The sequence below is a fragment of the Xenorhabdus sp. PR6a genome (genome assembly GCF_028599065.1).
Classification (GTDB): Bacteria; Pseudomonadota; Gammaproteobacteria; order Enterobacterales; family Enterobacteriaceae; genus Xenorhabdus; species Xenorhabdus doucetiae.
In genome coordinates this window covers 1-2,980 of record NZ_JAQRFJ010000122.1, presented here as the reverse complement: position 1 = coordinate 2,980, position 2,980 = coordinate 1, and the positions used below count along the sequence as shown (strand labels likewise).

At 43.2% G+C, this 2,980-nt stretch carries 4 protein-coding genes; 1 reads left to right on the top strand and 3 read right to left on the bottom strand.

Annotated elements, in window-relative coordinates:
- The 3 genes from PSI15_RS17425 to PSI15_RS17415 all read right to left on the bottom strand — a co-directional run.
- Positions 1 to 531 (bottom strand): inositol monophosphatase family protein (locus PSI15_RS17425; protein ID WP_337928945.1); only part of this gene is annotated, 531 nt, incomplete at its 3' end.
- Positions 532 to 928: 397 nt separating this feature from the next.
- A complete protein-coding gene (locus PSI15_RS17420) occupies positions 929 to 1,708 on the bottom strand; it encodes a DNA-methyltransferase (RefSeq protein ID WP_273584622.1) in 780 nt (259 codons plus the stop codon).
- A 25-nt stretch (positions 1,709 to 1,733) separates the two neighbouring features.
- Entirely contained in the window at positions 1,734 to 2,525 is a 792-nt protein-coding gene (locus PSI15_RS17415; protein ID WP_273584621.1) for a glycosyltransferase, read from the bottom strand.
- 294 nt (positions 2,526 to 2,819) lie between these two features.
- On the opposite strand from PSI15_RS17415, the gene PSI15_RS17410 reads away from it, so the two are divergent.
- A partial coding sequence (locus PSI15_RS17410; protein ID WP_273584623.1) for a transposase occupies positions 2,820 to 2,980 on the top strand: 161 nt, incomplete at its 3' end.

Genomic DNA, 2,980 nt, shown 5'->3' with positions numbered 1-2,980 from the left:
TTTAGCTTGTTTTCGACGAATTTCTGGTTTTTTTGAAAAACCTGTTGATACAATGGCATCTGATAGATTGAAAGTACTACTGGATTTAATTTTATAACCGTTACATCGAGCGCCTAAACCGAGACCTGCAGTAAAGGTATCTTGATGAGATGGATCATATACCGCTCCCGCGACAACTTTTCCATCGACTTCAGCTGCTATTGAAATAGAATAGGCTGGTATTCTGCGAGCAAAATTTAATGTTCCGTCAATTGGATCGATTATCCATTTAATTCCAGAATTCCCGTTGTAATGACCTGTCTCTTCTCCCAAATAGCTGTCATCCTTATTTGGCAATATTAAATTTTCCAGAATTTTTTCCTCAAGCTTTTTATCATATATTGTTACTGCTTCTCGATAAGGTCCTTTACTGGTCGCAATTAAGAATTCTTGACTCGTAGTGCTAGGCAAATATTTAGCCGCCTCATGTGCAGTTGTCGCACAGCGCGTAACTAAGCTTGTAATGATTTCTTTTGTAAGGTGAGTTTCCATCTTTTCATCTGCGTAAGTCTGTCGGCGTGATAACAACTTGGATGCTGGACTGCTATTGAGTGTCATTGCCGTCAAGGTGGTTGGGGAATCTTCAAATTTAATATGGTCACAGTCACAACTGGCTACAAAGGCTATGTCGGTTACTGGGTACATGCACGATCCAAGGTTGTTGAAGACTAAAGATAAGGCTGGCGAACCCAACAGTAGCTCAGTTAATCTTCTTCGGCGACCTGTCCCATCAGGCTAGAATAGATATATGGCGGGTGGCGGTAGGTTCAGTATATCCATTGGCGTTTCTTTTGACCTACCCGCCTAAATCAGTCTGCCATAGATGGGGTTCGTGGATCAGTTACTTTTCTTGGTTTAGCAACATGGACTATCCCAATGAAGTTAGAACTCAAGCAAGGTCAGAAAACATTGCATCTACGTGCTGAGAAAGTGATCTGTTGCGCTCGATGCCAATCCAATTACGCCCAAGGCGATTCGCAGCATGGCAAGTGGCACCAGTACCTGCAAAAGGGTCTAAAATGGTCTGGCCAGGCACTGTCAATAATTCAATCAAAAAAGCTGGAAGAATACTCGGCCAGCGATCTATGTAGGCACTTTCTCCTCTTTCCGTAAGAAAGAGCTCATACTGTTGGTCATACTTATCCGAAGTATCAAATTCAAGCAAATTTCCGCGAATATACCGCGAATACGGTTCTTGCCCAGCGACCGACGTTTGGTAATGCCCAGTATAGCTCCTACTTACCACCCAAATTGGAGTAATCGAGTCTGGTAATCGAGATAATCCAACGTTAGGCTGAGGGCGAAGGAGTTGAGGATTAAAGTAAAAAAACTCTTGAATTAGTTTCCAGCCGCGGGAAATAAGGTATCGCAAAAAGGAAGACTGTTGTATTGATTTACCCGACGCGTCATCAAGCCACATACCGCCAAGCTCAAACGCAACTACCCCGTGAGTAGGCAATAATCGTTCGAACTCATTGAAAAAATGTGAAAACCAATCGACAAATTTTTCTCCTATTCTGTCGGAGTCGCGAATATTTAAGTCACCTTCAAAAGGCGGAGAACATATCACTACATCAACACTATCATCCGATATATCACGCATGACAGATAAACTATCACCCCATAAATACATCCCCAAATCCGTCTCAATACATATATCTTTAATCATTAAACATCTCTCCAATTAGGATTTATTATTCAGCGTTTGACCATTCAATAGTTTCATCAGTCCGTATTGTGGTTCCACTGTTAGAATATCCCCCCAAGTAATAAAGCAAAGTTGGCTGAGAGGTACATGCAAGCCGTACACCGCGTTCGAGTAACGAGTAGAATAGTTTGTCATCCTCACTTGTGAGTGTTCGAGCGTCATCTACGCTAAACTTTTCTTGAAATGGCACGGATAAGAGCAAATTTCGGTTCAAAAGCCAAGCACTTGTATCAACTGGTACATCTCGAACTTCAGGGCGGTCATGGATCACATTAGATCCTGGTACTAAGACACCTTGCGTTACATAATCCCTGTATTTGTGTTCGCCTTCCTCACGAGTGTGTGCCCAAGGCCACCTATGTTCGAGGTACGGTTCCCCCGCAGCAGTTAAAAGAGCAACTTCGGAATATACCGCAGGAGAATCACTTTGGTAGGCAAGTGTTTTGAGTGACGACAAATGATTAGGTAACCATTCATTATCATCGTCAAGGAAGGCTATCCAAGGATTCTTTGCCATTTGTACCCCTATGTTCCTCAAAACAGCGGAACGACCGGGGCCAGACATATCACTTGATGTTCGAGGCACAAAGTGAACCTTACATCGTTCAATACTACTAGAATCAATAAACTCTTTTACACTTTTCTCAATCCGACGATCCCCATCGATCAGTACAATGTGTTCCGCAGCCGGCTCAGTCTGGTGCTGCACACTCAATATCGCTCTTCGAACCTCTATTGGCCTATAACGTGTCAGTGTAATTACTGAAATTCCAGACATAATCTACTCCACTAAGTAAATTTCAGATGACCGCAAACAGCCATCATCGGCTGCTATGTCTTTTCGGCAAACTTCTAAAAACTCATGGCTAATTAAGTCTTCATATTGTTCCAGAGGTCTCCAATCGGCTCTTCGTAATTCCTTATGTGAATGAAGTTTTCCGACACTCCCTAAACAGTACTCGCAAGCCTTAAGTGGTTGCGAACGTGTAAGAAATTTATGCAGGGATTCTGTGAATCCCCCTCTCTGTCAGCATAGTTGTCACCCCCATAAACAACACTGATAGAGAAAAAAATGACACGTATTTCCCCCGAACGAAAATCTGCGGCACTGGCTAAATTGCTGCCACCGTACAACATGACTGTCGCCTCAGTTGCTCAAATGGAAGGCATCTCGGAAGCCACCCTGTATAATTGGCGTAATCAGGCAAAAGCAGAAGGAAAACCCGTGCCCGG